This is a genomic window from Streptomyces sp. NPDC002324 (assembly GCF_053593335.1).
Window position 1 is genome coordinate 22,621 of the sequence record NZ_JBSFCF010000004.1, and the last position, 25,263, is coordinate 47,883.

The 25,263-nt window shown below is 71.2% G+C and carries 23 protein-coding genes; 6 read left to right on the forward strand and 17 right to left on the reverse strand.

Annotation, left to right across the window (positions count from 1 at the left end):
- The first annotated feature begins 21 nt into the window (after positions 1–21).
- The 3 genes from ACWCRJ_RS07655 to ACWCRJ_RS07665 all read left to right on the forward strand — a co-directional run bounded on the left by ACWCRJ_RS07655 (position 22) and on the right by ACWCRJ_RS07665 (position 1,820).
- On the forward strand, positions 22–666 hold the full coding sequence (locus ACWCRJ_RS07655; RefSeq protein WP_450938446.1) for a hypothetical protein: 645 nt from the start codon (positions 22–24) through the stop codon (positions 664–666).
- Between the two features lie 346 nt (positions 667–1,012).
- The gene (locus ACWCRJ_RS07660) at positions 1,013–1,495 is read left to right on the forward strand and encodes a VanZ family protein (protein ID WP_450938447.1); all 483 of its coding nucleotides are present in this window, start codon (positions 1,013–1,015) and stop codon (positions 1,493–1,495) included.
- Positions 1,496–1,619: 124 nt separating this feature from the next.
- Positions 1,620–1,820 (forward strand): PspC domain-containing protein, encoded by a 201-nt coding sequence (locus tag ACWCRJ_RS07665; RefSeq protein ID WP_045562882.1) that lies wholly within the window; start codon positions 1,620–1,622, stop codon positions 1,818–1,820.
- Between the two features lie 61 nt (positions 1,821–1,881).
- Here the strand turns inward: ACWCRJ_RS07665 and ACWCRJ_RS07670 are convergent, their stop codons facing one another.
- On the reverse strand, positions 1,882–2,247 hold the full coding sequence (locus tag ACWCRJ_RS07670) for an ATP-binding protein (protein ID WP_450938448.1): 366 nt from the start codon (positions 2,245–2,247) through the stop codon (positions 1,882–1,884).
- Positions 2,248–2,380: 133 nt separating this feature from the next.
- Positions 2,381–3,544 carry an adenosine deaminase gene (locus tag ACWCRJ_RS07675; RefSeq protein ID WP_450938449.1) on the reverse strand — a complete coding sequence of 388 codons (1,164 nt, stop codon included), beginning with the start codon at positions 3,542–3,544 and terminating at the stop codon, positions 2,381–2,383.
- A gap of 113 nt (positions 3,545–3,657) precedes the next feature.
- On the opposite strand from ACWCRJ_RS07675, the gene ACWCRJ_RS07680 reads away from it, so the two are divergent.
- On the forward strand, positions 3,658–4,428 hold the full coding sequence (locus ACWCRJ_RS07680) for an alpha/beta hydrolase (RefSeq protein WP_450938450.1): 771 nt from the start codon (positions 3,658–3,660) through the stop codon (positions 4,426–4,428).
- A 94-nt stretch (positions 4,429–4,522) separates the two neighbouring features.
- On the opposite strand, the gene ACWCRJ_RS07685 is transcribed toward ACWCRJ_RS07680, so the two are convergent.
- Positions 4,523–5,494, reverse strand: coding sequence for a LysR substrate-binding domain-containing protein (locus tag ACWCRJ_RS07685; protein WP_450938451.1), 972 nt, complete (start codon positions 5,492–5,494; stop codon positions 4,523–4,525).
- Positions 5,495–5,557: 63 nt separating this feature from the next.
- On the opposite strand from ACWCRJ_RS07685, the gene ACWCRJ_RS07690 reads away from it, so the two are divergent.
- Both ACWCRJ_RS07690 and ACWCRJ_RS07695 read left to right on the forward strand, forming a co-directional pair.
- Complete coding sequence (locus tag ACWCRJ_RS07690; protein WP_450938452.1) at positions 5,558–6,844, forward strand: MFS transporter; 1,287 nt, start codon at positions 5,558–5,560, stop codon at positions 6,842–6,844.
- A gap of 125 nt (positions 6,845–6,969) precedes the next feature.
- Complete coding sequence (locus ACWCRJ_RS07695) at positions 6,970–7,977, forward strand: sigma-70 family RNA polymerase sigma factor (protein ID WP_450938453.1); 1,008 nt, start codon at positions 6,970–6,972, stop codon at positions 7,975–7,977.
- On the opposite strand, the gene ACWCRJ_RS07700 is transcribed toward ACWCRJ_RS07695, so the two are convergent.
- The 14 genes from ACWCRJ_RS07700 to ACWCRJ_RS07765 all read right to left on the reverse strand — a co-directional run bounded on the left by ACWCRJ_RS07700 (position 7,870) and on the right by ACWCRJ_RS07765 (position 25,225).
- Complete coding sequence (locus ACWCRJ_RS07700; RefSeq protein WP_450938454.1) at positions 7,870–8,214, reverse strand: STAS domain-containing protein; 345 nt, start codon at positions 8,212–8,214, stop codon at positions 7,870–7,872. The two genes, ACWCRJ_RS07695 and ACWCRJ_RS07700, sit on opposite strands and share 108 nt — an antisense overlap.
- Positions 8,215–8,339: 125 nt before the next feature.
- Complete coding sequence (locus ACWCRJ_RS07705) at positions 8,340–9,623, reverse strand: thymidine phosphorylase (RefSeq protein WP_450938669.1); 1,284 nt, start codon at positions 9,621–9,623, stop codon at positions 8,340–8,342.
- 111 nt (positions 9,624–9,734) lie between these two features.
- Positions 9,735–10,127, reverse strand: coding sequence for a cytidine deaminase (locus ACWCRJ_RS07710; protein WP_450938455.1), 393 nt, complete (start codon positions 10,125–10,127; stop codon positions 9,735–9,737).
- Positions 10,124–11,398 carry an ABC transporter permease gene (locus tag ACWCRJ_RS07715; protein WP_450938456.1) on the reverse strand — a complete coding sequence of 425 codons (1,275 nt, stop codon included), beginning with the start codon at positions 11,396–11,398 and terminating at the stop codon, positions 10,124–10,126. The genes ACWCRJ_RS07710 and ACWCRJ_RS07715 overlap by 4 nt, the downstream gene beginning before the upstream one ends.
- Positions 11,395–12,540: an ABC transporter permease gene (locus ACWCRJ_RS07720; RefSeq protein WP_450938457.1), complete on the reverse strand. Its 1,146-nt coding sequence runs from the start codon at positions 12,538–12,540 to the stop codon at positions 11,395–11,397. Before ACWCRJ_RS07720 ends, ACWCRJ_RS07715 begins: the two co-directional genes overlap by 4 nt.
- Positions 12,540–14,108, reverse strand: coding sequence for an ABC transporter ATP-binding protein (locus ACWCRJ_RS07725; RefSeq protein ID WP_450938670.1), 1,569 nt, complete (start codon positions 14,106–14,108; stop codon positions 12,540–12,542). The genes ACWCRJ_RS07720 and ACWCRJ_RS07725 overlap by 1 nt, the downstream gene beginning before the upstream one ends.
- 301 nt (positions 14,109–14,409) lie before the next feature.
- Positions 14,410–15,462, reverse strand: a complete 1,053-nt coding sequence (locus ACWCRJ_RS07730) for a BMP family lipoprotein (RefSeq protein ID WP_450938458.1) — start codon at positions 15,460–15,462, stop codon at positions 14,410–14,412.
- 475 nt (positions 15,463–15,937) lie between these two features.
- Complete coding sequence (locus tag ACWCRJ_RS07735; RefSeq protein WP_450938459.1) at positions 15,938–16,996, reverse strand: BMP family lipoprotein; 1,059 nt, start codon at positions 16,994–16,996, stop codon at positions 15,938–15,940.
- Between the two features lie 301 nt (positions 16,997–17,297).
- Entirely contained in the window at positions 17,298–18,551 is a 1,254-nt protein-coding gene (locus ACWCRJ_RS07740) for an amidohydrolase (RefSeq protein WP_450938671.1), read from the reverse strand.
- Positions 18,552–19,037: 486 nt separating this feature from the next.
- The gene (locus tag ACWCRJ_RS07745) at positions 19,038–20,240 is read right to left on the reverse strand and encodes a low temperature requirement protein A (RefSeq protein ID WP_450938460.1); all 1,203 of its coding nucleotides are present in this window, start codon (positions 20,238–20,240) and stop codon (positions 19,038–19,040) included.
- Positions 20,241–20,381: 141 nt separating this feature from the next.
- A complete protein-coding gene (locus ACWCRJ_RS07750; protein WP_450938461.1) occupies positions 20,382–21,488 on the reverse strand; it encodes a hypothetical protein in 1,107 nt (368 codons plus the stop codon).
- Positions 21,489–21,543: 55 nt separating this feature from the next.
- Positions 21,544–22,482: an N-acetylneuraminate synthase family protein gene (locus ACWCRJ_RS07755; RefSeq protein ID WP_450938462.1), complete on the reverse strand. Its 939-nt coding sequence runs from the start codon at positions 22,480–22,482 to the stop codon at positions 21,544–21,546.
- Between the two features lie 14 nt (positions 22,483–22,496).
- Positions 22,497–23,837 carry a cytidylyltransferase domain-containing protein gene (locus ACWCRJ_RS07760; RefSeq protein ID WP_450938463.1) on the reverse strand — a complete coding sequence of 447 codons (1,341 nt, stop codon included), beginning with the start codon at positions 23,835–23,837 and terminating at the stop codon, positions 22,497–22,499.
- Between the two features lie 35 nt (positions 23,838–23,872).
- Positions 23,873–25,225 (reverse strand): DUF6716 putative glycosyltransferase, encoded by a 1,353-nt coding sequence (locus tag ACWCRJ_RS07765; RefSeq protein WP_450938464.1) that lies wholly within the window; start codon positions 25,223–25,225, stop codon positions 23,873–23,875.
- Positions 25,226–25,263: the final 38 nt, after the last annotated feature.

Sequence of the window (25,263 nt, forward strand, 5' to 3'; positions counted from 1 at the left end):
GAAGACGGGGGAACGCGGGGCGTGCGAGTGTCAGACGTACGGGTACGGGGCCCACGCGCGCGCGGCGTGCGGGTCCTGGCCGCCACCGGCGCGCTGGCCGGGCTGCTGGCCGGCTGCGGCATCCGGGCGACGCAGGTGCCCACGGACTTCGGCCCGGCGCCCTCGATGGTGCCGTGCGAGCTGTCGGTGACGGACATCACGCCCCACACGACGCCCTCCGGGATGCCGGTCGAGGTGTTCCTCCTGTGCTCCGGGGCGCTGGTGCGGGTCAACCGTACGGTGGACGTCGCCGAGGGCACCGAGGAGGCCCGCCGGCGCGTGGCCGTCGCCCAGGGCCTGCTGGACGCCCTGGCCGCCGAGCCCACCGGCACAGAGGACGAGGCCGGCTACGGCACCGCCGTCCCGCCCGGCCTCACGGTGACGGGCCCCGCGCCCGGCGACCCCGAGGACGCCCTGCGCCTTTCCACCGCCCCCGACGCCCTCCCCAGGTACGCCCTCGCCCAGATCGTCTGCACCTTCGCCGACTCCGCGGCCGCCGGCGACAACGGCTCGGTGGTCCTCGGCAGCACGAGCGCCGAGTCGCTGCGCCGCTACGAGTGCGCCTCGGAGACCCAGTCGGCCCCGGGGGCGGGCAACCCGCCGTCGACGGAGGTCAACGGCTCCTGAGCGGGAGCATCGAGGGGTTCTCCAGCCCCATGATCTGCCCGTGCGACGCCACGGCCCGGATCACTGCTGACGCCCACTGCCCGGATCACTGCAGAAGAGTTGGGCGAGTGGGCCAAAGGGGCGCGCCTGTGTCGGGACGGCGAACGCGCGCAGCGCCCGACGAAGGAGGGCCGAGCACGATCGCCGTCCCGACACAGACTTCCGCGCCCCGGCGGCGAACCGAGCCACAAAACAATGGGGAACCGATCGTGCCGGGGGCCGCGTCTTGGGGGGCGTGCAGCCTCAAGGTACGAACGGCCGTAGCGCCGGGATCCGTGTCCGTGCGGCGGGGGGTGTTCTCCTCGCCGTGCATCTCGCGGTCGTTGCCTGGATCACGCTGCGTCCGCTGGACGTCACCTGGATGAGTCCCACGAATCTGCGGCCGTTCGCGGGGATCAGAGCGGATCTGGCCCTGGGGTGGCCGGAGGCGGCCCACCGGATCGGTGAGGGGCTGGCACTGCTCGCTCCGCTGGGCGTCCTGCTGCCGATGGCGCACGGGAGGCTGGCCGGGTCGCCGCTGGCGTCGCTGGCCCGGTCGGTGGCGGCCGGGGCGCTGTTGTCGCTGGCCATCGAGTTGTTGCAGACGGGGGTGCCGGGGCAGGTCGTCGACATCGACTCGATCCTGCTGAACTCGCTCGGCGTCGGCCTCGCCCATCTCGTGGTGGTGCCGGTGGTCAGGTCCGCGCTGCGGCGCAGGGCGGAGACCCGGGTGCGGGCGGAGCGGTCGCGCCCCGAAGAGGTGCCTCAGGGTCGGACCCCGACGATTCACAGGGTCGGGATGGCTCCGTAGAGGGACGCTTCGTCCGCTTCGTCACCGTAGCGTCGAAGGTGTGGAAAAGAGTGCGATGGCCGACGAAGGCCCCGCCCCACCGCCGGCCCGCGGGTCGGCGTCCTACACCGACGAAGGAGCCCTCATGAGCCGCCTTGCCCGCCCCACCGAAGGCCGGATGATCGGCGGCGTGTGCGCCGCGCTGGCACGGCGCTTCGGCACCTCCGCGACCACGATGCGCGTGATCTTCCTGGTGTCGTGTCTGCTTCCCGGCCCGCAGTTCCTGCTCTACATAGCCTTGTGGATCCTCTTCCCCGCGGAGGGCAAGGCGCGCGCGGCCTGGTGACGCGCACACCGACGGGGCGCACCCTCCAGGGATGCGCCCCGCACGGATGGCGTGGTGCGGCTCAGGCGCCGCCACCGAGGGGCAGGCCGTTGACGCCGAGACCCTTGGTGGGGAGGGCCTGACCGACGGGGAGGCCGCCGAGCAGTCCGGCGACGGGGGAGGTGGGGCCCTCGGCGAGGACCTTGCCGGCGGCGGGCTGGGCCGCCTCCAGGCCGGCGCCGAGCGCGCTCTGCCCCTGGGCGAGGGCACCACTGGCGACCGGCAGTGCCTTGGTGACGTTCTCCACGGGCAGCGCCTGGGTGACGGTGCCGAGGGCCTGGGAGGCCTCGGGGACGCTCGGGGCGGCGTTCGCGGCGCCCGCGCCCGCAGCGGCGATGGCGGCACCGACGACGGCGACACCGAGGGTCTTGGCAGCAGACTGCTTCATGTTGAATGCGTCCTTGGAATGCGTGTGGCGGGTGGTGAGCGGTGCCGAAACGTAAACACCAAAGTCCCGCCGGAGGCAAACATCGAAAAGCGGCCGCGTCGCCATGGACACGGCCGCCTCCCGAAGTCGCCGTTCAGCTCGGTTCGTCGACAGAACCCCTGGTGGAGGCCGTTTGCCGGAACAGCCATTCGGATTTCAACTCGGCATATCCGGGCTTGATCACGTCATTGATCATGGCCAGTCGTTCATCGAAAGGAATGAATGCTGACTTCATAGCATTGACCGAGAACCACTGCATGTCGTCGAGCGTGTAACCGAAGGCGTCGACAAGATGCTCGAATTCACGGCTCATGCTCGTGTACGACATCAGCCGGTTGTCCGTGTTCACGGTGGCCCGGAAGTGCAGTCGCCGCAGCAGCCCGATGGGGTGCTCGGCGTACGAACGGGCGGCGCCGGTCTGGAGGTTGGAGCTGGGGCACATCTCCAGCGGGATGCGCTTGTCGCGGACGTAGGAGGCGAGGCGGCCGAGCTTCACGGAGCCGTCCTCGTGGACCTGGATGTCGTCGATGATGCGCACGCCGTGGCCGAGCCGGTCGGCGCCGCACCACTGCAACGCCTGCCAGATCGAGGGAAGCCCGAAGGCCTCACCGGCGTGGATCGTGAAGTGGTTGTTCTCGCGCTTGAGGTACTCGAAGGCGTCGAGGTGCCGGGTGGGCGGGTAGCCGGCCTCGGCGCCCGCGATGTCGAATCCGACGACACCGAGGTCGCGGTAGCGGTTGGCGAGTTCGGCGATCTCCAGGGCGCGGGCCGCGTGCCGCATGGCGGTGAGCAGGGCGCCGACCCGGATGCGCCGGCCGTCGGCCCTGGCCCGCCGCTCGCCCTCCCGGAAGCCCTCGTTGACGGCCTCGACGACCTCTTCGAGACCGAGCCCGCCTTCGAGGTGCTGTTCGGGGGCGTAGCGGACCTCGGCGTAGACGACGCCGTCGGCGGCGAGATCCTCGGCGCACTCGGCGGCGACCCGGACGAGCGCTTCGCGGGTCTGCATGACGCCGACGGTGTGGGAGAAGGTCTCCAGATACCGCTCCAGCGAGCCGGAGTCGGCGGCCTCCCGGAACCAGACACCGAGCCGGGCGGGGTCGGTCTCCGGAAGCTGGGTGTACCCGCTGTCGCGGGCGAGTTCGACGATGGTTCCGGGGCGCAGGCCGCCGTCGAGGTGGTCGTGCAGCAGAACCTTGGGCGCCCGGCGGATCTGGTCCGGATCCGGGGTGTTTCCGGTCGGGTCGGTCTGGTTCGTCATTTTCGTACCATACCTCCTACGCGCGTAGAGCGTCCGTCGGATGATCCCGTCGATATCCAACGGTGACCCACAGGACGGGTGGCGTACACCGTCTCTTCTGACACTGTTCTGTCATGGCGCAGCAAGCAATGCCGGTCCGTACGCCCCGACTTGGGCGGACGATCGGCCCGGAGCCGAGCACGGTCAACGGGGTGGTCCTCCTCCTCCCGGCCGGTGACGAGGCGTCCACCCGCAGACCCTCCCCCATGTGGGCCACGGCCTCCGTGCGCGCCCTCGGCCGTCGGCTCGCCCGCGTGGGCCGTACGGAGGGCCTGGCGGCCCATGTCGTGCACTACCGCTACCGGGGGTGGAACGGTTCGCAGGCGCGGCTCGCGCGGGACGCCGAGTGGGCCGTGGACGAGGTGGTGCGGCGGTACGGAGACGTGCCGGTGTGTCTCGCCGGGCTCCACATGGGCGCGCGGGCGGCACTGCACGCGGGTGGGCACGAGGCCGTCAACTCGGTGCTGGCCATCGCTCCCTGGCTGCCCGAGGAGGATGTGGCCGCGACCCCCGAACCGGTGAAGCAGTTGTCGGGGCGGCGGGTGCTGATCGTGCACGGCACGAACGACGAACGGGTGGATCCCGAGCTGTCGTTCCGGTTCGCGGCGCGGGCGAAGAAGACGAACCCCGACATCTGCCGGTTCGAGGTGCACGCGGACCGGCACGGGTTGACGCAGTACCGGGACGAGGTGCACGCCTTGGCCTCGGACTTCGTGATGGGGGTGCTGTTCGGGAGGGCGTTCGCGCGGCCGGTGGAGGACGCCCTGGCGGCGCCGCCGCCGTTGGGCCTGCGAATGCCGCTCGCCTCCGGCTTCGGGGGGCATCGCTCGCGTCACGGTGGTTGATGTCGTCTCGCGGCTGCGGTCCGTGGGTGGCTGATCGCGCCCCGCGGCTGAGCCGCAGATCGATACAGCCCCGCGCCCCTGACTCCGCTGCGGCTCAGCCGGGCAGCAGGTTGCCCCTTCTCGACAGCAGGAACTTCTTGAAGGCCGCCACCGGGGGTGTGTCGGGGTGGCCGTCGAGCCAGGCCACGCCGATCTCGCGGGCCGCTCTGGGGGCGGTGACCGTCAGCTCGACGACTCCCGGCCGGGGAACGGCCGGAGGGGGCAGGAGGGCGACACCCAGCCCCGCCGCGACCAGGCCCCGCAGGGTCTCCGCCTCCTCGCCCTCGAAGGCGATACGGGGTTTGAAGCCGGCCGCCTCGCAGAGGTCGTCGGTGATGCGGCGCATGCCGTAGCCGGGTTCGAGAGTGACGAAGGTTTCGTCGGCGGCCTCGGAGAGGCGGACGCGCTTGCGGGCGGCGAGACGGTGGTCGGCCGGGACGACGAGGCGGAGCTTCTGTTCGTCGAGGCGGCGGGCCACCAGATCGGGGGCGTCCGGGACCGGCGACGTGAGGCAGAGGTCGAGTTCGCCCGCGCGCAGGCGTTCGAGCATGGCCTCGCCGTAGTTCTGGACGAGGCTGAAGCGGACCCGGGGGTGCTCGGCGCGGAAGGCCTGCAGCAGGCCGGGGACGGTCTCGGCGCCCATGGTGTGCAGGAAGCCGAAGGCGACCTTGCCGGTGGAGGGGTCGGCGTCGGCGCGGACCTCGTCGGCGGCGCGCTCGATCTCGGCGAGGGCGCGCTCGACGGAGGCGTGGAAGGTGCGCCCGGCGTGGGTGAGGGAGACCGTGCGCCCCCGGCGGGCGAACAGGTCCACGCCCAGGTCCTGTTCGAGCCGGACCATGGCACGCGACAGCGTGGACTGCGGCACCCGCATCTCCCGCGCGGCCCGGGTGACGTGCTCGATACGGGCGACTCCCGCGAAGTGGGCGAGGCGGGGGGCGAGCCGCAGGACGATGTCCTCGATGCTCTCGATGTCTTCTGTGTCACCGGACGGTGACAGGCGCGTCTCTGACCTCTGCTGATGCATCACGGGAACGATTATGGGGGTTCCATGCATTGGACGGATGAGCGGCGGCGTACGTAGTTTCGAGGCATGCCTTCCGCAAGTACCGGGGCGTCCACCACCGTGGGCGCCGTCTCAGCCGTAGCCCCCGCCGCCTCCACCCCGTCCGCCGTCGATTCCCGGGTGGCCCCGGGTGGGCCCGGCTACCGCCGGATGAGCCTGGCGCTCTTCCTCGCGGGTGTCGCGACCTTCGCGCTGCTGTACTCCACGCAGGCTCTGCTGCCCCTGATCTCGGACGGCTTCGGTGGTACGGCGAGCGCGGCGAGCTGGACGGTGTCGGCGGCGACCGGGGCGCTGGCCCTGTTCGTGCTGCCGATGAGCGCGCTGTCCGAGCGGTTCGGGCGGCGCACGGTGATGACGGCTTCGCTGGTGGTCGCGGTGGCGGTCGGGCTGCTGATCCCCTTCGCGCCCTCGCTGGGCGCGCTGGTGGTGCTGCGGGCCGTGCAGGGCGCGGCGCTGGCCGGTGTGCCGGCCTCCGCGACCGCCTACCTCGCCGAGGAGGTCCGCCCCAAGGCCCTCGTCACCGCGATCGGTCTCTTCGTCGCCGGCAACAGCGTCGGCGGGATGAGCGGGCGGGTCGTCACCGGCTGGGTCGCCCAGGAGTGGGGCTGGCGGGTCGCGCTCGGGGTGCTCGGGGTGATCGCCGTGGGATGCGCGGTGGCCTTCCGGCTGCTGCTGCCGGCGCCGAAGCACTTCGTGGCCGGGTCGCTGCGGCCGGCGGTACTGGCCCGCACGGTCCGCGCCCACCTGGCGAACCCGCTACTGCGCCGGCTGTACGCCATCGGCGCCCTCTTCATGACGGTCTTCGGCGGCGTCTACACCGTCATCGGCTACCGCCTCGCCGGGGAGCCGTTCTCTCTGCCGCAGGGCGTCATCGGCTCGATCTTCCTCGTCTACCTGGTGGGCACGGTGTCGGCGTCGACCGCCGGGAAGCTGGTCGGCCGCCTGGGCCGGCGCGGCACGCTGTACCTGGCGGGCGCCACGACGGCCACCGGGCTGCTGGTCTCCCTGTCCGACGCCCTCCCCCTGGTCCTGCTGGGGCTGGTCCTCATCACCGCCGGCTTCTTCGCGGGCCACGCCGCCGCGTCGTCGGCGGTCAGCCACACGGCGAAGGAGGGCCGCGCCCAGGCGTCGGCGCTGTACCAGTCCGCGTACTACGTGGGCTCCAGCGCGGGCAGCACGCTGGGGGCGATCGCCTTCCACGCGGGGGGCTGGGGAGGGACCGTCTCCATGGGGCTGCTGGCCGTGCTCGGAGTCGTGGGGATCACCGTGGTGGGTTCCCACGCGGCCCGGCGCGGACCCGTGCCGGCGCACTGAGTCCGTCGCGGTCACCCACGCCCCCCTGACCTGCCCCTTCCTCCCTTCCCCAGGCCATTGTCAGTGGGCTGCGGTAGCTTCCGAGGTGTTGGTACGCACAGGTATGCCACAGGGGTGGGTTGGCCATGGGTGACGGTACGGCGACGGCGACGGCGGAGCTCGACGTCCGGTTGGAGAAGCACCGGGTCGAGCTGACCGGGTACTGCTATCGGATGCTGGGCTCGTCCTTCGAGGCGGAGGACGCCGTGCAGGACACGATGATCCGGGCCTGGCGCAGTTACGAGAAGTTCGAGGGGCGGTCGTCTCTGCGGTCGTGGCTGTACCGGATCGCCACGAACGTGTGCCTCGACATGCTGACCGCGGGGAACAAGAGGGCCAGGCCCATGGATCTCACCGACTCGACGCCCCTGGCCCAGGCCGCCCTCTCCCCCCGGCCGGACAACACCTGGCTGGAGCCGGTGCCGGACGCCCGGGTGCTGCCGACGACCGACGACCCGGCGGAGGCCGCCGTGGCGAAGGAGTCCGTGCGGCTGGCGTTCGTCGCCGCGCTGCAGAAGCTCCCGTCGAAGCAGCGGGCGGTGCTCATCCTGCGCGAGGTGCTGGCGTGGAAGGCGAGCGAGGTCGCCGAGCTGCTCGACACGTCCGTCGCCTCGGTGAACAGCGCCCTGCAGCGGGCTCGCGCGACCCTCGCCGAGGGCGGGCCGCTCGCGGCGGCCGATGTCTCCGACCCGCTGGACGAGGAGCAGCAGAAGCTGCTGGACCGCTATGTGGCCGCCTTCGAGGGGTACGACATGGCGGCGCTGACGGCCCTGCTGCACGAGGACGCGGTCATGACGATGCCGCCGTTCGACCTGTGGCTGACCGGCACGGGCGACATCACCGGGTTCATGACGACACTCGGCGCGGCCTGCGCCGGCTCGCACCTGGTGCCGGTCGCGGTGAACGGCCTGCCGGGCTTCGCGCAGTACAAGCCGGACCCGGAGACCGGCGGGTTCACCGCCTGGGCGGTGCAGGCGCTGGAGATCTCAGAGGGCCGGATCGCCGGATTCCACTGCTTCCTCGACACCGCCCGCTGGTTCCCCCTCTTCGGCCTGCCCCTCCACCTCGAAGGCGAGCCCGACCAGCCGCAGTAGCGCGCTCAGCGCGGGGTCGGGGTCCCGCAGCCGTACCCGGCCCCCGGCCCGCCGGGCGGCGAGCTGCATCCGGGCCAGGGCGTCGATGGTGCCGAGGCCCGGCGGTCCGATGCCCCCGACATCGCACACCACCACCCCGGTGCGGGTGGTGCCGAGCAGTGCCCGTACGTCGTCGCACAGCCTCGCCACCTCCTCCCGGGTGACGGGGCCGGCCGGCACGAGTACAGCGGGTTTCATGGCGTCCACGAGCGGTAGACCGGCCGGGCGGACGTAACTCATCGGTACGGGCCGGCGGCGCGCACGCCACGGGACCGGCGCACACACGCCGGTCCCGTGCACCCCGAAGAGGTCGTGCGGCCTGGTCAGGCGATACGTTCCAGCACCACCGGCGACGGTGTGAACTCCGTCCCGGCCGCCGCGATGTCGTACGAGCCGGTCACCGCCTCCAGGGCGTACGCGAAGCGCTCCGGGGTGTCGGTGTGGAGGGTGAGCAGGGGCTGGCCCTCGGTCACCGTGTCGCCGGGCTTGGCGTGCATCTCGACGCCCGCGCCGGCCTGCACCGGGTCCTCCTTGCGGGCGCGTCCGGCGCCGAGGCGCCAGGCGGCGATGCCGATGTCGTAGGCGTCGAGGCGGGTCAGGACGCCGGAGGCGGCCGCCTTCACCACGTGCTGTTCGCGGGCGGTGGGGAGCGGGGCGTCCGGGTCGCCGCCCTGGGCCGCGATCATGCGGCGCCAGGCGTCCATCGCCGAGCCGTCGGCCAGCGCCTTCGCCGGGTCGGCGTCCTTCACACCGGCCGCGTCGAGCATCTCGCGGGCCAGGGCGACGGTGAGTTCCACGACGTCCGCCGGGCCGCCGCCCGCCAGGACCTCCACCGACTCGCGGACCTCCAGGGCGTTGCCCGCCGTCAGGCCCAGGGGGGTCGACATGTCCGTGAGCAGGGCGACCGTCTTCACACCGTGGTCGTTGCCGAGGCCCACCATCGTGGAGGCCAGCTCGCGAGCGTCCTCCAGCGTCTTCATGAAGGCTCCCGTGCCCACCTTCACGTCCAGGACCAGCGAGCCGGTCCCCTCGGCGATCTTCTTGGACATGATGGAGGAGGCGATCAGGGGGATCGCCTCGACCGTGCCGGTGACGTCGCGGAGCGCGTAGAGCTTCTTGTCCGCCGGGGCCAGGCCGTCGCCCGCCGCGCAGATGACGGCGCCGACCTCGTCCAGGACGTTCAGCATCTCCTCGTTGGACAGCAGGGCGCGCCAGCCGGGGATGGACTCCAGCTTGTCGAGGGTGCCGCCGGTGTGGCCGAGGCCCCGGCCCGAGAGCTGGGGAACGGCCGCGCCGCAGGCCGCCACCAGGGGGGCGAGCGGGAGAGTGATCTTGTCGCCGACGCCGCCCGTGGAGTGCTTGTCGGCGGTGGGGCGGGACAGGGACGAGAAGTCCATGCGCTCGCCGGAGGCGATCATCGCGGCCGTCCAGCGGGCGATCTCCCGGCGGTCCATGCCGTTGAGGAGGATCGCCATGTTGAGGGCGGCCATCTGGTAGTCGGCGACCTCGCCGCGGGTGTACGCGTCGATGACCCAGTCGATCTGCTCGTCGCTGAGTTCACCGCGGTCCCGCTTGGTGCGGATGACGGAGATGGCATCCATGGACACAGACGTCATGGGGTTCCCTTCGAGGGTGTTCGACAGCGATCCGGTGACGTGCCGCGGATCGGGAAAGTGCGCGGCCCCTCCGACCGTTCGTCAGGAGGGGCCGCACGGGAGTCACTTGGTGAGATGGTCCGGGCCGAACGCCTGGGGCAGCATCTCCGAGAGGGGCAGGATGCCCGCCGGGGTCTCCAGCAGGAGGTCCGGGCCGCCGAACTCGTACAGCAGCTGCCGGCAGCGGCCGCACGGGACGAGGATGTCGCCCTTGCCGTCCACGCAGGTGAAGTGCGTCAGACGGCCTCCGCCGCTGTTCTGCAGCTCCGAGACCAGACCGCACTCCGCGCACAGGCCGAGGCCGTAGCTGGCGTTCTCGACGTTGCAGCCGGAGACGGTCCGGCCGTCGTCGACGAGGGCGGCCACACCGACCGGGTAGCCGGAGTAGGGGGCGTACGCCCGGGACATGGCGTCCCGGGCCACCGTGCGCAGCCCGGCCCAGTCGACGGCGGTCACTTGCCCTGCCCCTTCCGGTACGGCAGGCCGTCCGCCTTCGGCATCCGCAGCCGCTGGGCGGAGAGCGCGAGGACGATCAGCGTGATGACGTACGGCGTGGCGGCGACGACCTGGTTCGGGACCTCGTTGGTGGTCGCGTACCAGGTGAAGACCAGGGCGCCGATCACGAAGGTGATCGCGGCCGGGACGTACTTCTTGCGGACGGCCTGCCAGATCGCGCCGATGACCAGCAGCAGGGCGCCGAGCAGCAGCAGGGCGTGGACGTTCTCGGAGCCGCCGCGCAGGTTGAGGCTGTCGGTGTAGCCGAAGAGGCCGGCGCCGAGGGCGAGACCGCCCGGCATCCAGTTGCCGAAGATCATCGCGGCGAGACCGATGAAGCCGCGGCCGCTGGTCTGGCCCTCCAGGTAGAAGGGGTTGGCGACGATGGAGAGGAAGGCTCCGCCGAGGCCGGCCAGACCGCCGGAGATGATCACGGCGAGGTACTTGTACTTGTAGACGTTGACACCGAGGGACTCGGCGGCGATCGGGTTCTCGCCGCAGGAGCGCAGCCGCAGGCCGAAGGCACTGCGCCACAGGATCCACCAGGTGGCGGGGATCAGGGCGACGGCGACGAGGGTCAGCCACGAGACGTTGGTGACCAGACCGCCGAGCAGGCCGGCGAGGTCCGAGATGAAGAACCAGCCCTTGGAGTTGAGTTCCGTCAGCGCGTCCGACAGTCCGGGGACGGTGAAGTCGCCGATGGAATCGACCGGCGGGGACTGCTTGGCGGAGCCGCCCTGGTGGCCCTCGAAGGCGAGGGGCGCGAGGTAGCGGGTGGCGCCGAGGGCGAGGATGTTGATGGCCACACCGGAGACGATGTGGTTGACGTTGAAGGTGACCGTGACGAAGGCGTGCAGCAGACCGCCGAGGCAGCCGCCGATGATGCCGATCAGGACACCGGTCCACGGGCCCCACTGGAAGCCGGCCCAGGCACCGAACCAGGTGCCGAGGATCATCATGCCTTCGAGGCCGATGTTGACGACGCCCGCGCGCTCGGCCCACAGACCGCCGAGACCGGCGAGGCCGATCGGGACGGCCAGTTCCAGCGCGGTGGACATCTGGCTGACGTTGGTGATGCCGTCGGCGCCGGTGATGATGCGGACGATCGAGGTGAGTGCCAGGACGCCGGCGATGACCAGCAGCAGCACGGGCAGCGACATCTTGCGCCCGGTGGGGGCGGTCGGCTCCAGCGAGGGCTGGTTGAGGTCGGTCGCGGTGGTGCTCGTGGTCATCGGCCCGACACCTCCTTCTTGACGTTGTGGTTGTCGGAGGCGTCCGCGTCGAGACCGCCGAGGACATGGCCCGCGGCCAGCTCGGCGCCGACCCGGCGCTGCTGGCGGCGCAGGCCCCACTCGCGCACGGTCTCGTAGGAGACGACGACCGAGAGCACGATCAGGCCCTGCATGATGACCGCGATCTCCTTGTCGTAGCCGTGGAAGTCCAGCTCCGGGGAGGCCTTGTCGAGCCAGGCCCACAGCAGGGCGGCGAAGGCGATGCCGACGGGGCTGTTGCGGCCGAGGAGGGCGATGCCGATGCCCAGGAAGCCGATCCCGGTGGGGAAGTTGAGGCTGTACGTGTGGGTGTCGCCGAGCAGGATCGGCAGGCCCGCGAGGCCCGCGACGCCGCCGGAGATCAGCATGGCGGTGAGGACCATGCGCTTGGGGTCGACACCGCTGGCCGCGGCGGCGGACTCCGAGGCGCCGGAGGCGCGCAGGTCGAAGCCGAAGCGGGTGCGGTTGATGACGATCCAGTAGCCGATGCCGAGCAGCACGGCGAGGAGGACCAGGCCGTAGATCTCGCCGGCCGCGCCCATGTCGATGCCGGGGATCCAGCCGGACTCGGCCATCTCGCCGGTGGTGTTGTTGTTGCCGACCTTGACGCCGAAGACGGTCGGCAGCCAGAGGTAGCCGATGACGGAGGTCGCGATCGCGTTCAGCATGATCGACGCGACGACCTCGCTGACGCCCCGGGTCACCTTGAGGACGCCGACGATGCCGGCCCAGAAGGCGCCGGTGAGGATCGCGGTGACCATCAGCAGCGGGATCTGCAGGGCGGCGGGCAGGTCGACGTGGGCGCCGACGATCGCGGTCATCATGGCGCCGAGCAGGTACTGGCCGTCGACACCGATGTTGAACAGGTTCATCCGGAAGCCGATGGCCACCGCGAGGGCCGCGATGTAGTACAGCGAGGCCTGGTTGATGATCCGGACCTGGATGTCGGAGAACGTGGCCTGCTCGAACATGATCGAGAACGGCTCGACCGGGTTCTTGCCGGAGGCCAGCAGCACGATCGCGGTCAGCGCGAAGGCCACGGCGAGCGCGAGGACCGGTCCGGCCACCGCGAGGAGCACGCGCTCCTTGTCGAACTTCTTCATCAGCGGGCCTCGTCTTCCTCGGACCCGGACGCGTCCGCCGAGGTCTCGGGGGTCTCTTCGTGTGCGAGGTGGCCGGTGGCGGCACCGGTCATGGCCGAGCCCAGCTCCTCGGGGGTGATGGTGGCCGGGTCGGCGTCGGCGACCAGCTTGCCGTTGTAGATCACCCGGAGGGTGTCGGACAGGCCGATCAGCTCGTCCAGGTCGGCGGAGATCAGCAGCACGGCCAGGCCCTCGCGGCGGGCCTCGCGGATCTGGTCCCAGATCTGGGCCTGCGCGCCGACGTCCACACCGCGGGTGGGGTGGGCGGCGATCAGGAAGCGCGGCTTGTGGCTCATCTCGCGGCCGACGATCAGCTTCTGCTGGTTGCCGCCGGACAGGGAGGCGGCGGTGACGTCGATGCCGGGGGTGCGGACGTCGTACTCGGCGACGATCCGGCGGGTGTCCTCCTGCGCGGCCTTCGGGTCGAGCCAGACGCCCTTGGCGTTGGGCCGCTCGGTCACATGGCCGAGGATACGGTTCTCCCAGAGAGGGGCCTCCAGGAGCAGGCCGTGCCGGTGGCGGTCCTCGGGGATGTAGCCGACGCCCTGCTCACGGCGCTTGCGCGTGGCCCAGGTGGTCATGTCCTCCTCGGCCAGCGCGATCGTGCCCGAGTCGGCGGACTTCAGGCCGATGAGCGCGTCGACCAGCTCGGTCTGGCCGTTGCCCTCGACACCGGCGAGGCCCAGGACCTCGCCCGCGTGGATGGTGAAGGTGATGTCGTCTAGCAGTGCCTTGCCGCCGACGGCCTCCAGCCGGAGGTCCTTGACGGTCAGGACGGGGCGGTCGGTGACCGTGGACTCGGCCGTCTCGGGGGTGGGCAGCTCGCTGCCGACCATCAGCTCGGCGAGCTGACGCGGGGTGGTCTCGGCGGGGACGGCCGTGCCGACCGTCGTGCCGCGCCGGATGACGGTGATCTCGTCGGCGACCGACAGCACCTCGCCCAGCTTGTGCGAGATGAAGATGACCGCCAGGCCCTGCGCCTTGAGTTCGCGCAGGTTGGCGAAGAGGGAGTCGACCTCCTGCGGCACCAGGACGGCGGTGGGCTCGTCCAGGATCAGGGTGCGGGCACCGCGGTAGAGGACCTTGAGGATCTCCACGCGCTGGCGCTCGGCGACCCCCAGCTCCTCGACCAGGACGTCCGGGCGCACGCCGAAGCCGTAGCGCTCGGAGATCTCCTTGATCTTGCGGCGGGCCTTGGCGCCGATGCCGTACAGCTTCTCGCTGCCGAGGACCACGTTCTCCAGGACGGTGAGGTTGTCGGCGAGCATGAAGTGCTGGTGGACCATGCCGATGCCGCGGGTGATGGCGTCGGCCGGGGACGAGAACGAGACCTGCTCGCCGTCGATCGCGATGGTGCCCTCGTCCGGCTTCTGCATGCCGTAGAGGATCTTCATCAGGGTCGACTTGCCGGCCCCGTTCTCCCCGACGAGGGCGTGGACGGTGCCCTTGCGCACGGTGAGGTGGATGTCGTGGTTGGCCACGACGCCGGGGAACCGCTTGGTGATCCCGGCAAGTTCGACGGCGGTCACCTGACCGTTGACCGCCACGTCGGCCGGAGGGCTGCTGGACGCGTTGATGGCGCACTCTCCTGGGAAAGGGGGTCGTCTACGCGCGTAGCGCCCCTACGGCATCGGAAGCGGGCGACGCGCCCAGGCGGTACCGGGGAAAACGGGGCGAGATGCCTCGACGTCCCCGGGGCCGCTTAGACAACGGGGTACAGGGAGCGATACTCCCCGTACCCCGTTGAGCGCACGTAACCCCGCGGTTACTGGCGACTTCGGAGGTGCCTGAACACCACCGGGGTCGCGCGACTGCTCGTGGTACAGCTGATCAGCTGGTCTTGACCTTGATCTCGCCGCTGATGATCTTCTCCTTGGCCGTGGCGATGGCCTCCTGGAGCTCGGTGTCGCCCTTGAACTTCGGGTTGGAGTCGGCGAGGCCGACCTCGCCGGTCTTCAGATCGCCCCTGACGATACCGGTCGCGGGCTTGCCGTCCTCGACCGACTGCGCCAGGTTGTATACCGCCTTGGCGACGTCCTTCGTCGCCGAGGTCAGGATGGAGTCCTTGTACTTCGCGAGGGCTTCCTGCCGGTACTGGTCGGAGTCGACACCGATCGCCCAGATCCTGTTCGCGGCGGCGGCCTCGATCACGCCCTGGCCCGACAGACCGGCCGCCGCGTAGACGACGTCGGCCTTCTTCTCGATCTGGCCCTCGGCGGCCGTCTTGCCCTTGTCGGGGCTGGAGAAGCCACCTTCCTCGGCCGTCTGGGTCAGGTACTGGGTGAGCACCTTCACCTTGGGGTCGGTGTCCTTGACGCCCTGCTCGAAGCCCGCCTGGAACTTGTGGATCAGCGGGATGTCCACACCACCCACGAAGCCGACGGTGTTCGTCTTCGTGGACCTGGCCGCCGCGACACCGGCGAGGTACGAGGCCTGCTCTTCGGAGAAGACCAGGTCCGCGACGTTCTTCAGCTGGACCGTGGAGTCGTCCACGATGCCGAAGGTGGTGTCCGGGTACTGCTCGGCGGCGGCCTTCACGGCCGTCGCGTACGCGTAGCCGACGCCGACGACCGGGTTGTAGCCCTGCTTGGCCAGGGAGACCAGACGCTGCTCCTTGTCCGCGTCCGTCTCGCCCTCGGTGGGCTCGATGTCCTGGGTGTCGTAGCCGAACTCCTTCTTCGCCTTCTCCAGGCCCGCGTACGCCGCGTCGTTGAAGGACTGGTCGCCCTTGCCACCGACGTCGTAGGCGATCGCGAGGCCCTTGTCGCCCTTGGAGTCGGCGGACGTCGCGGCGTCCGTCGAGGTGCCGCCGCAGGCGGAGAGGGCGAGGGCGAGGGAGGCGGTCGCTGCGCCTGCGACCGCGAGGCGGGAAACCCGGCGCATGTGTGGTGCTCCTGTCGTACAGCGCCGGGGGGTACTGCTCAGTAGTGCTTCACAGCATCGGCGCCTTATATGGCTTTCGCCGCAGAGTAACGCGCGTAGACCCTCCGGGTGAAGCCTGGTGGACCACGTTGTTATGGGGCCGTGTTCCAAGGGTGTCCGGGGGTGGCGTGTGTGTTGGTGGGGGGCGTTGGGGGTGGAGTGTCGGGTGCGGGTGCATCGTGGCTGGTCGCGCAGTTCCCCGCGCCCCTTACGGGGCCTCCCCGGCTCGGACGCGGCCCCTCGCGGCCCTTACGGGGCTACCTCGCTCGGACGCGGCCCCTCGCGCCCCTTACGGGGCTGCCGCCCGGACCGGACGCGGATGACGCGGCCCCCCGCGTCCCTTTCGGGGCCGTCTCGGACCCGTGCGCCGGGAAACGCGACAGCGGGCGGGTGCAGAAGCACCCGCCCGCTGTCGGCGTTCGTCGCGGATCCGGACCTACTCGGTCTTCACCTTGATCGAGCCGTCGATGATGCCTTCCTTGGCCTTCGCGACGGCGTCGGTCAGGCCGGCGATCTCCGCCATCTTCGGGTTGGAGTCGGCGAGGCCGACGCCGTCCACCTTGAGGTCGAAGGTCTGGACACCGGTGAGGGGCTTGCCGTCCTCGACGGACTTGGCGAGGGCGTAGACCGCGCCGCCGACGTCCTTCAGGGCGGAGGTGAGGATGTAGTCCTTGTAGGGGGCCAGAGCCTCCTGGTTGTACTGGTCGGAGTCGACACCGATCGCCCAGACCTTGGCCTTGGCAGCGGCCTCGATGACACCCTGGCCGGAGAGGCCGGCGGCCGCGTAGAGCACGTCCGCCTTCTTCTCGATCTGGCCCTCGGCGGCGGCCTTGCCCTTGTCGGGGCTGGAGAAGCCGCCCTCTTCGGCCGTCTGGGTCAGGTACTGCGAGAGAACCTTGACCTTGCCGCCGCTGGTGTCCTCGACGCCCTGCTTGTAGCCGGCCTCGAACTTGTGGATGAGCGGGATGTCGACGCCACCCACGAAGCCCACGGTGTTCGTCTTGGTGGCCTTGGCGGCCGCGACACCGGCGAGGTACGAGGCCTCCTGCTCGGCGAAGACGAGGGACGCCACGTTGTCACCCTCGACGACCGAGTCGACGATGCCGAAGGTGGTCTTCGGGAACTGCTTGGACGCGGCCTCCATTGCGGGGCCGTAGGCGAAGCCGACGCCGATCACCGGGTTGTAGCCCTGCTTGGCGAGGGACTCCAGACGCTGCTGCTTGTCGGCGTCCGTCTCGCCCTCGGTGGGCTCGATGTCCTCGGTCTTGTACCCGAATTCCTTCTGAGCCTTCTCCAGGCCCGCGTACGCGGCGTCGTTGAAGGACTGGTCGCCCTTGCCGCCGATGTCGTACGCGATCGCGAGACCCTTTTCGCCCTTGCTGGTCTCGCCGCCGCTGCCGCTGCTCTCGCTGCTGGTACCACCACAGGCCGTGGCGGCGAGCGCCAGCGACGCGACCCCCACCGCGACGCGGGTCAGTTTGGAAATCCGACGCATCTTGAAGTTCCCCATCTTCTCCAAAGCCCCGCGACCGGGTGCTCAGTTCGGCGCACATTAACGCGCGTAGACCCTCCTGGGAACGGGGTTTCGACTGGCCGTTATCCATTCGTGCCGGTGGCCGTTACGTCCTCGTGAACCATGGGATCGAAAGGGATCTTCTGGACACAGCGCCTCTCCCGCCCCTCGCTGTGCGTGTACGAGGGGTGACGTCAGCGTGAAGGTGCGCGCTCCGTACGGTGATCGTACGGACACGCGCACCAGGCTGCCGCGAGGGCGGGCGGGGCGCAACCGGAGACGGCTACCGGCCTGCCGGGTCCAGGACGCGCATACGGGCGTCGAGGAGAGCGGCCGCGGTGAAGAGTTCCACGCCCACGGTGATGGCGTGCTCGTCGGCGTCGAAGTCGCCCTGGTGGAGGTCGCGGACGGTGAGATCGCCCGGACGGCGGACACCCAGACGCGCCATCGCGCCCGGGACGTGCTCCAGGTACCAGGAGAAGTCCTCGCCGCCGAGGCTCTGCTCGGTGTCCTCGACGGACTTGGCGCCGCGGCGGACGACCATCGAGTCGTGCAGCAGTTCGGTGACGACGGGGTCGTTGACGACCGGCGGGACGCCCCGGATGTAGTTGATCTCGGGCTTGGCGCGGTGCATGACCGCGACCTCCTGGACCGCCTCGTGGATCAGGTCGGGGGCCTGCCGCCAGGCGTTGATGTCCAGGCAGCGGACGGTGCCGGAGAGTTCGGCGTGCTGCGGGATGACGTTCGGGGCGTGGCCCGACTCGATGCGGCCCCAGGTCACGACGAGTCCGGCGCGGGCGTCGAAGCGGCGGGCGACCAGCGCGGGCACGTCGGTGACGACCCGGGCGGCGGCGGTGACGAGGTCGGTGGTGAGGTGGGGGCGCGCGGTGTGGCCGCCCGGCCCGTCCAGGGACAGCTCCAGCCGGTCGCAGGCGGAGGTGATGGGGCCGTGGCGCAGACCGATGAAGCCCGCGTCGACCCTCGGGTCGCAGTGCACGGCGATGATGCGGCCGACGCCGTCGAGCGCGCCGCTCCTGATCGCGTCGGCGGCACCGCCGGGCAGGACCTCCTCGGCGGGCTGGAAGATCAGCCGGACGGGGCGGAGCAACTGTCCCCTGCGGTGCAGGTCGGCGAGGACGAGGCCGGCGCCGAGGACGACGGTGGTGTGCACGTCGTGGCCGCAGGCGTGGGCGCGGTCGGGGACGGTGGAGCGGTAGTCGCAGTCGACCTTGGTGTCCGGGATGGGCAGGGCGTCGATGTCGGCGCGCAGGGCGAGCGCGGCGCTGTCGGTGCCGTTCCAGGCGCCGATGTCACAGATGAGTCCGGTGCCGCTGTCGAGCACGCGCGGGCTGAGGCCGGCCTTCTCCAGGCGGGCCTTGATCGCGGCGGTCGTGCGGAACTCCTGGTTGCCGAGCTCCGGGTGCATGTGCAAGTCGCGGCGAAAGGCGACGAGTTCGGCACGCAGGGCTTCCGGCAAGGTGCCGGGGAGCGATGTTTCGGCTTCCCCTGGCAGATCTGCCTCGGACTCTCGGGACATCAGTTGGTTCACCCTCTGAAGGGTAGGGCGATCGGGCGACCTTCTCACCCTCGATCAACAAAAAATCAGCCCGTAAGGGGAAGATTTCCGGTCGCGCGACGCATACGTATTGGCAGGGATGGGTATACCCGGCCGCCTCTTCGCGGGCGGGCTGACCTCGGAGAAGGGAGCGCCGGAGTTGCCCGCGATTCCCATCGTTCAAACGTCCGGGGGTGCCCGGCCGATTCCCACCCTCCACGGATACCACGTTCGGCCCACCGCACTGTCCCGGAACCATCACCGCCGCGTGCTGGTTCCGCTACGCCCTGTGTGCGACCGGGTGGGCGGGGAGGTGGCGCGAGGGGCCGGCACATGGGCGGTGGCCTGCGACTGCGGGGGTGAAGCGGGGGTCGGGGCCGTGGGGCGCCGGTGGCCGCTGTGGGCGTGGCGGGGGTGACAGGGATCACGGGGGTGATGGGGGGCGCGGGGGTCGACGGGCGCGCTTCATCAGTCTCCGGAAGCGCCGTCGCCCCGTGCTGCGCGGCCCTGGAGGAGCAGCACCGTGGTGATCGTCGCTGTCAGGGCTGTCAGGGCTGCCAGGGCCGGGACGACGGAGGTCAGGGGGCCTGCCGCCAGACAGAGGGCGGCGCCGGTGAGGAGGGCCGGGGCGTGGCGGCCCGTGGTGCGGAGCCGGATCGCGGCGGAGCCGAGCAGGAACAGGCCCGTGCCGCCCGCCAGGGCCCAGGCGGGCATGCCGTGGAGGGGCTCGGCCAGGCCGTAGTGGGCCGTGTCGGCGACCTGGTGCAAAGTCGTCTTCATGCCGAGGGCGGTGATGACGATGCCGGCCACCAGCGGCAGGTGCAGGAAGGTGTACGTGTCGCGGGCCAGGACCGTGCGGTCGTCGCCGGTCAGTTCGGCCAGGCGGTGTTCGGCCGGTTCGCTGACGCCGTGGAAGTACAGGCGCCAGAGCGCGGCGGAGACCAGGAGGCCCAGGGCCGCCGCGGCCACGACGGGGGCGGACACCGCGTAGCCGGTCACCCCGACGCCGATCGCGACGATGGACTCGCCCAGCGCGATGATGACGATCAGACCGTGGCGTTCGGAGAAGTGGGCCGGAGACGCCACGCGCCAGCCCGATCGGCCGGTGACGAAGATGCCCGCGTAGTCGATGACCACCGCCGCCAGCCAGATCAGGGTCCGGGTCACGCCGTCGAAGGCGGAGCCCACGAGCAGCAGGGTGAAGGGCGGGAGCACCGAGAGCAGGGCCGTACGGCGCAGGGTGGCGTGCAGAGCCGCGTCGTCGGGGTCGGAGAGCCAGTAGGTCACCAGGTGCAGGCCGCGGACCGCGCCGTAGCAGGCGACGAACAGCACGGGGGCGTGGAGTCCGCCCGGGATGTCGTCGTACACCTCGGGGACCGTCAGGGAGACGATCAGGACGACCGCCATCACCGCGACCAGCACCGCGGACATGCCGCCCGCGTCGGCGCGTACGACGTTGCCCAGCCAGGCGAAGCAGCACCAGCACCACCACAGGAGGGCGAGGACGACCATGCCGCCGAGCAGGCCGAGGGCGGTGGGGTGGGCGGCCATCAGGGCCGTGACCTGGGTGATGGCGTAGACGAAGACGAGGTCGAAGAAGAGTTCGGCGGGGGTGACCCGGTGTCCGTCCGCCGTGGGCGCGAGCCGCGCGCGTTCGCCGTGTGTCGTCACAACTCCCCCTTCGGGGAGGGCACTTCGCCTCCCCAGCCACGCGGCACGATAGGCGCGGTCCGGCCGGGGAAGCGACGGCTCCGGATCCCCCCGGAGCGAACACGGTTCAGGGCGGTCGGCCCGGGGCCGCCGAGGCGTGGCTCAGACCGGCACCACCGAGGACAGCCGGTGGACGTCCCGTGCCGTGCCCGTGACCCCGGACAGGAAGCCCTGGGCACGGGGGGAGGCGTTCTCCGTCAGCCAGCTCGGGTCGATGTCGCAGACCGCCACGCGTACGTCCGTGCCGGCGAGCGCGAGCGGCAGGGTGTGGACCACGGTCGAGGGGAAGCTGAGGATCGTCCGGCCGATGGGACCCCGGCGGGCGATGAGTTCGAGGGGGAGGTCGGGGCGGACGATCTCCAGGCCCGTCTCGGCGGCGAGGGTGTGGAGTTTCTCGGCACTCTCGCGGCGGTGGGCGAAGTAGCGGGTGGCGCCGTGGGCCTTGGCGAGGGAGTGGACGGCTTCGAGGTAGCGGTCGCCGTCCACCACGCCGGTCTCCACGAGGGACGTGCCCACGAGGTCGGCGCCCTTGGTGATGCGGGGCGGACCGAAGCGGGCCCGGGTCCAGGCGAAGTCGTTGGCGGTGACGAAGACGCCCTCGGGGGTCTCGTCGATCGGCATGGAGGAGAAGACCTCGACGCGTCTGCCGGCGGTCGGGGTGAGGCGTTTGCGGGCCTTGGAGGAGACCGGGGCGAAGATCAGGTCGCGAGGACCGGGCCGGCCGCCCTTGCGGTGCCAGCGCACGAGGCGCTCGCCGCGGGCCAGCTGCGAGACGAACTCCATGGTCGCGGTGCCGTCGTCGACGACGACGACGTCCCGGGCCCGGGTGATGGTCAGCAGGAGCTGGACGTAGCGGGAGAAGGGGTCGCCCAGGACGATGCGGCTCGCGGCGCGCAGCAGCGGCGCGAGGCCGCCGATGGTGCGGAAGGGGGCGGCGGTGCCGCCGCGCGCCTCCTCCCAGCGCACGTTGTGCCCCTCGTCCCGGGCCAGCTCCGCCATCCGGCGGAGCTGGCCGCGGGTCATCGGGTCGTTGGGCGACAGGACCACGAGGGTGAGTCCCGCGCCGCCCCGTCGGAAGGGCCCCGCGCCGGGGTCCTCGGGTGTGCCGAGGGCATGGGCGTGCGCCCACTCCAGCACGTTCAGCAGCTGTACCGGGCTCTCGACGAAGGCGAGAGTGTGGGGGCCGGCGGTTCCGGCGCGGGGGCTCATCGACGTACGACCGTCCCGTAGTGAGGGAGACCCGTGGTCAGGGATGGAGGGAGACTCAGACCGCGACCGGCTCGCCCGCCGCCGCCGCGATCTCCGCCTCGGCGACGACGCCGGAGACACGGCGCAGCTTCTTCATGGGGCCCAGCTCGGAGTCGTAGACCTTCTTGACGCCGTCGCCGAGGGAGGCCTCGATGGTGCGGATGTCGCGGACGAGGCGGGTCAGGCCCTGCGGCTCGACGGAGGCGGCCTGGTCGGAGCCCCACATCGCGCGGTCGAGGGTGATGTGGCGCTCGACGAAGGTGGCGCCGAGGGCGACGGCGGCGAGCGTGGTCTGCAGGCCCGTCTCGTGGCCGGAGTAGCCGATCGGGACGTTCGGGTACTCGGCCTGGAGGGTGTTGATGACGCGGAGGTTCAGCTCCTCGGCCTTCGCCGGGTACGTCGACGTGGCGTGGCAGAGCAGGATGTTGTCCGAGCCGAGGACCTCGACCGCGTGGCGGATCTGCTTCGGGGTCGACATGCCGGTGGAGAGGATGACCGTGCGGTTGGTGGCGCGCAGGGCGCGCAGCAGCTCGTCGTCGGTCAGGGAGGCGGAGGCCACCTTGTGGGCGGGGACGTCGAACTTCTCCAGGAAGGCGACGGCCTCGGTGTCCCACGGGGAGGCGAACCAGTCGATGTTCTTGCTCTTGGAGTACTCGTCGATCTGGCGGTACTCGTCCTCACCGAACTCCACACGGTGGCGGTAGTCGATGTAGGTCATGCGGCCCCAGGGGGTGTCGCGCTCGATGTCCCACTGGTCGCGGGGGGTGCAGATCTCGGGGGTGCGCTTCTGGAACTTGACCGCGTCGCAGCCGGCCTCGGCGGCGGCGTCGATCAGCTTGAACGCGTTCTCCAGCTCACCGTTGTGGTTGATGCCGATCTCGCCGACGACGTAGACGGGGTGGCCGGGGCCGGCGGTCTTCGAACCGAAGGTGCGCAGACGGGAGTTGGTGCTCATGACGGAGGATTTCCTTAACTGGTGAGGGAGTCGAGAGAGTCGAGGGAGGGGCCGAGGATCCAGCCGGCGATCTCCCGGATCGCGCCTTCACCGCCGGGGACGGTGGTGACCGCGCGTGCGGCGCCGCGTACGACGTCGTGGGCGCTGCCGACCGCCACGGGCCAGCCCACGAGGGCGAAGCACGGGAGGTCGTTGACGTCGTTGCCGACGTAGAGCACGCGCTCCGGCGCGATGCCCTGCTCCTCGCACCACTGCTTCAGTGCGAGGTCTTTGCGGTCGATGCCGTGCAGGACCGGGAGCTTGAGCTTCCGGGCCCTGGCGGCGACGACCGGGTTCTGTTCCGAGGAAAGGATCAGCATCTGCAGGCCGCTCCTGCGGAGGGCCGCGATGCCGAGTCCGTCGCCGCGGTGCACGGAGACGAACTCCCGTCCCTCGGAGTCGATCAGCACCCTGTCGTCCGTCTGGGTGCCGTCGAAGTCGAGGACCACGGCGTCGATGTCGTCGTGGGTGGGGAGGGCGCCGGGCCGGTTCGCGTCGAAGAGCGGCGCGAGGGCCTGGGCGCGGGCGAGGTCGTGCGGGTCGTCGATCTCCAGGACCCGCGCGGGGTCGGTGCGCACGAGTTCCGTGCGGCCGAAGAAGCGGTGCTGGTACTTGCGCAGCCCGGCCGCGTCCATGGCGTAGGCGGCGCCGGTCTCCAGCAGGTCCTGCGGGCGGTCCTGGCGGCGGGGGCGGAAGGACTTGTCGTGGTTGACGCCGTGGCCTCCGGCCGGGGCTCCGGCGAGGTCCTCGGTGCCGTGTGCCGCGTGGGCGTGGCCGCCGGCCGGGATGTCGGCGAGGGCCGCGGCCGTCGCGCCGTGCGGGGCGTCCGCGGACTCGTCGGTCGCGTCGCGCCAGATGAAGCCGTGGAACGGGGCGACGGTGAGGGCGGTGTCGGCGCCGTGTTCGACGAGGGCGCGGGTGACGCCGTCGATGTCCTCGCGGAGGATGAACGGGCTGGTGCACTGGACCAGGAGGACGACGTCCACCGAGGCGCCGTGCAGGGCCTCGTGGGCGTCCAGGGCGTGCAGGACGGCGGCCTCGGAGGTGGCGGTGTCGCCCGCGATGGCGGCGGGGCGGAGCACGACCTCGGCACCGGACTCGCGGGCCGCGGCGGCGATGGCGTGGTCGTCGGTGGAGACGACGACGTGGGTCACCAGTCGGGCGGCGAGGCACTCGCGGACCGCGCGGGTCACCAGCGGAACGCCGCCGACGGGGGCGAGGTTCTTCGCGGGGACGCCCTTGGAGCCGCCGCGCGCGGGGATCACTGCGAGGACGCGGCGGGCGGAGGCCGCTCGGTCCGCTTCCGGGTGGGGCATGGGCTGTACTCCTTGCGCAGTGGACAGGTGGCGGCTCACAGCTCCCCCATCCGGCGGATGACGGGTGCCACGCGCTGCACTCCGTGGCGGTAGGCGCCGCGCGCCGCCCGGCGCACGATCTGCCGTACGGGCCCGGCCTGTCGCTCGACGGCGGGCGCTCCGGGCAGCGGGGCGCCGTCGGGGCCGAGGTGGTGGCGGGCGAGGATGCCGGGCAGATAGCCGGGCGCGGTGACGGGGGTGTAGTACGGGGCCAGGGGCGGCAGTTCGGCGGCCCCGACCAGCTCGGCGATGCGGTCGCGGGCGGCGTCGAAGGCCGTGGTGTACGAGCCACCCCCCGAGTCCCCGGCGGCGACTCCCTGCCGGGCCACCCACCGCGGGTCCGGCGCCGGCTCGTACCCGGCGTCCAGCTGGTCCCAGGAGGCGAGGCAGCCGGAGCCCACGAAGTGGTGGTTGCCGAGGGTCTCGCGGATGCCGAGGTCGGTGAGGACGACGGTGGGGATCCGGCGGTGCAGCGACTCCAGGGCGGCCGTGGAGCTGACGGTGACCAGCAGGTCGGTGCTGTCCAGGATCTCGCCCATGTTCCCGTAGGCGAGGCGGAAGTTGGCCGGCAGACCACCGGGCTGCTTCTCCGCCAGCTTCTGGTACGGGAGTTCCTCGATGTGCGTGGTGTGCTCGCCCGGCTTGGAGCGCAGCTTCAGCAGCACCTCACGGTCCGGGTGCAGCCTGGCGTGCCCGATCAGCCGGTTCAGCAGGTACGTGCGGTCCCTGCGGTTGTCCGGGACGGACGGCTGTACGGCGAAGACGACCGTGTAGGGCCCGCGCCCTTGCTCCGTGGACGGGTCCTCGGCGCCCGCGTAGGTCCTGCCGCCCAGGAAGGGCAGCGCGACCTCGGTGACCGAGGAGGCGTCGGCGCCCACACCCTCGTAGACCGCCCTGAACCGGTCCGCGTCCTGGCGGGAGTTGGCGAGGACGAGGTCCGCGCCGTGCCGCAGCAGCAACCCGTCGGCGAGCTTCTCGTAGACGACACCGACGTACCCGGTGACGACCACGGGCCGCTTCGTACGCCCGTCCCAGGCCCGGCGCAGGCCGTGCAGCATCGCCTGGACGCCCCCGCCGACGAGGGAGAGCAGGACGACGTCGTACGCGGCCTCCTTCATGGCGCGCAGGAATTCGAGGCCGGTCACCTCGCGCAGGGACTCGGGGCGGACGCCGACCTCCTCCAGCTGGCGGGCCGTGGGTGTGGCCCGGCCGCGCAGGAGGAAGCCGTCCAAGCGGATGTCCGACTTCTCCGGAGCGAGACGGTGCGCGGTGAGCGCGCCCCATTTCCACCGGGTGTCGGAATCCGCGAGTACGGCGACTCGCAGGGTGTTCGTAGCACTTGCTGGCACATCGAAGACGCTAGGAAGCGATTCCGTTGAACGGCCCA